Genomic DNA, 3,540 nt, shown 5'->3' with positions numbered 1-3,540 from the left:
ATTATATATACATTCCCCACTGCCCCAAAAGAAACGACTTTAAATATATCTAATAATTCTATAGGCAATTCATAATAAATCACAAAATACCTGAAGAGTAATAATGCTGTTACCGTAATGAAAATTTGTATTTCTAATGCATAAAATATTTCTTTATAGAGTTTTCTATGCATATGTTTTCTTTCATTTTCAATTTCCTCTAAAGTCCCATTTTTTAGAGTAAGAGCATAATATTTTTGATATATATCAAAAAATCTCGTCTCTATAAATACTACAAAGAACACAATACTAGGTATTGTTAGTAAAAATGAATAAAATACAGCATTTTCATAATGTAGTGTTGTTCTATAGCCGTATCCTATATACATAGCCCATGGAGAAAACCAATTTATAATTACGTGAATCCAAGTCCCTAAAATATAAAATAAACCCGTAAACAATAAAGTGGAATAATTTTCTAAATAACCTAAGAAGTCGTATTCTCCTCCTTCTTCTTCTTTAAATATACTAAAAAAATAATTTGTTAGCATATGTAATGAGAATAAGATTCCTATAAAAAAAGAAAACAACATATTCCCTGCTATCCTATGTTCAGAAAACATAATAGGATATTTAATAGTAATAGAAAAAATTACTATTGATATAATATTTGAGTAAAAATATATTTTCGATATATACACATAATCTTTTAATATACTTATATATGTTGTAATTGTCCATAACAATGATAAAGTTATCAATATCCCTACTGACATATATTTATAATATAATGGTAACTCATTCTTCCAAAAAAATATCATCCCTAAAGTCAATGATAGCAATATTATTATTTTACTGATACCTATAAATGACGGTCTAACTCTTTTATATTTCTTTTCATAAAACATATCAGATATGTATCTTGTTACAAAAAATTGAAATGGAAAACTAATTAACTGTGAAAATATAAATCCATACACCAAAGTTGTGATAAATAGTAACCGTTCCAAAGAGTCATCAAAAACTACTTTTGATACCAAATTTAACGCATTAATAGTCAGCACCATTGCTAAAAATGGTCCTACTGAGATAAAAGTAGAAAATGTTATAGCCTTTATATATCCTGAAAAAGTATCATCTTCAGTAAATAATTTCCTAAGCTCAAAACCTATCCCAGCCATATTAACTCCACCCATCCTCGTATAATTTAGTGTATATACCTAAAAATTTATCTGACCGATAATATTTATTTACTATTTCATAGCCTCTATCTCCTAACAACTTCAGTCTAGATTCATTATTATAAAGAGCAATTATTTCGGCAGCCATTACTGTATAAGATGTAGGTGGGACTATTATACCTGCATGTCCTATCTCTGTATGGCTATTCAACATACCTCTACAATCACCTACATCTGTTGCTATAACAGGAATTTTGGATGACATAGCCTCTAATATAGATAGCGGTTGCCCCTCTGATATAGAGGAAAGTAAAAAAATATCTAACCTCCCTAAATAATCCATTACATTCACTTTCCCAGTAAAAATGACGTTAGAATTTAAATTTAAATCATCAATTAATTCCTTACATTCCTCGTAATAATTTGGATCTTCTTCATATGGACCTATAAGATATAATTCTGTATTTTTTATGGTATTTGTAACAATTTTAAAAGCTTTTATCATCATCTTCACATCTTTTATTGGAACTATCCTCAAAATAGAACCAATAATAAATTTTTCTGTTTTTTCTCTTTTTATAATAGAAAAACGATCTACATCTACCCCATTTGAAACTACAAATGTTTTATCTTTTGGGGCTCCAAGTGACATTTGTAGATCACTATTATATTTAAAAAGAGAAATTATCTTATCAGAGTATTTATACGCAATTTTTGATAAAAAATAGAAATAATCTATCCATATTTTTTTAAAATCATCTCTTACCCAATGAGATTTTATTATATCTTCTTCCCTCTCCCTTGCATATACTCCATGTTCTGTTAAATAACATGGTTTGTTATATTTTATTTTAGCGAGTACTCCTGCTACTCCTGCATATCCCGTTGAAACTGAATGATATAGATCTGCCTCTGGTATTTTATTTTGTAAAATATTCATTAAAAACATAAAAACTGATTTATATGACCAGTAAAAGTTATTAAATTCTTTTTCTGGATATTCATCTCTATATTTATGACATATTTTCTCCCAAAAAAAATAACTTATTGTAAAGTTAAAAGCACGACTTCTTTCCTTATCACTAAGAAGTTCTAATGCTTTTTTTGTATCACTAGATAACTCCATGTTTATAAACCTAGATATTATGTCAGTCTCTATCTCATCATATTTCATAAAAATTTTTTTATCTATCTTATGCTCATATACATCCGCAAGATATATGGTCCGAACTTCCAGTAAATTTCGGGGTAATTTATATTTTACTTTCATCTCTTCTTTTTCGCTTGGTAAGATAGATAGGATTTTAAAATCTTTTTCTGGATGCCCATTTATCAATTGATTGATCCAACTAGACACTCCTCCAACTACATAGGGATAACTGCCTTCTGCTATTATGCATATCACCTGTCTCTTCATTTTTTTACCCCTCTATTCCACATATTTTAAATATATTCCCCACTTCTTTCGACATCATAATTTTTTCTGTTTTGTACTTGTTATTCATTGTCTTCAATCCTTTTAAATTATTACTTTCGTAATATAATTTTGTCAAAATTATATATATTTCAAAGTTATATTCTTTTACTTTAGAAAGCCTTTGACACTCTTTCTCTATATCATCATATCTTTTGGTAAGCAAATACATCTCCAAAAGCTTTATATAATTTTTTAATCTCTTATCTTCCTCTATTCTCTCTTCTAAAATTTTTATGTACATTTCTATATGTAAGTTTAAAATATCACCCTCTAATATCTCAGTTTTTAATAAATGTTCATAAAATATCACCAAATCATCAAAATGTTTTTCCGTTTTTGAATCTTTATATTTTTTCTTATATTTTCTCAGTTGTTTATCAAAATTTTCAGATAACTGGTTAAATTCAACTGCTGAATAATGAACTACCTCTATATCTTTATCCGCAAGCCCTTTCCTCAGCATCCTTACCCTTATTTTTATATTTTGAGGTTTAAATTTTGTTATAAATGATTTTTTTGTTTTTCTCCTTCAACATCCATGGTATCTATAGCACTTATTAATTTTAATTCCTTCACTACATTCACATCTTTTAAAAAGTTTTTTTCATCTAAATGTTTTTCAAAATCAAATACCTGCTCTACTATGTTAAAATTTTTTTGTTTTAAAAACACTATATATATTAGGTAAAGAAATATCCCTACAAAGGGAATTGCAATAGCTAACCTATTGTATATAGAAGCATCTTTTTTATTATATTGATTATTAAAAAAGAAAACAAAAAATACGATCTTGGGAAAAAATATTAAGAATGTTAGTGATAATTTATCCAGAACAAGTAGAAAAATATATGTAAAAAAAGAGCCGTTTTAACAGCTCTCCTCTAGTAGTTAGGAATTGAATGT

At 27.0% G+C, this 3,540-nt stretch carries 4 protein-coding genes; all 4 read right to left on the bottom strand.

Going from position 1 to position 3,540, the window contains the following annotated elements; all coding sequences use genetic code 11:
• Positions 1–1,160 (bottom strand): exopolysaccharide Pel transporter PelG (gene pelG, locus WBG30_RS10645; protein WP_424504636.1); only part of this gene is annotated, 1,160 nt, incomplete at its 3' end.
• 1 nt (position 1,161) lies between these two features.
• Positions 1,162–2,577, bottom strand: a complete 1,416-nt coding sequence (gene pelF, locus WBG30_RS10640) for a GT4 family glycosyltransferase PelF (RefSeq protein WP_424504635.1) — start codon at positions 2,575–2,577, stop codon at positions 1,162–1,164.
• A 4-nt stretch (positions 2,578–2,581) separates the two neighbouring features.
• Positions 2,582–3,100, bottom strand: a complete 519-nt coding sequence (locus tag WBG30_RS10635; protein WP_424504634.1) for a hypothetical protein — start codon at positions 3,098–3,100, stop codon at positions 2,582–2,584.
• Between the two features lie 38 nt (positions 3,101–3,138).
• Complete coding sequence (locus WBG30_RS10630; protein WP_424504633.1) at positions 3,139–3,309, bottom strand: hypothetical protein; 171 nt, start codon at positions 3,307–3,309, stop codon at positions 3,139–3,141.
• Between the last annotated feature and the right edge of the window lie 231 nt (positions 3,310–3,540).

The organism is Psychrilyobacter sp. (assembly GCF_049671765.1).
Taxonomy (GTDB): Bacteria; Fusobacteriota; Fusobacteriia; order Fusobacteriales; family Fusobacteriaceae; genus Psychrilyobacter.
This window is presented reverse-complemented; position numbering and strand designations above follow the sequence as displayed.

What these genes read in the sequence shown, in the direction of transcription:
- pelF (WP_424504635.1), bottom strand. Translation starts at nt 2,577, where the DNA reads ATGAAGAGACAGGTGATATGCATAATAGCAGAAGGCAGTTATCCCTAT.
- WBG30_RS10635 (WP_424504634.1), bottom strand. Translation starts at nt 3,100, where the DNA reads ATGCTGAGGAAAGGGCTTGCGGATAAAGATATAGAGGTAGTTCATTAT.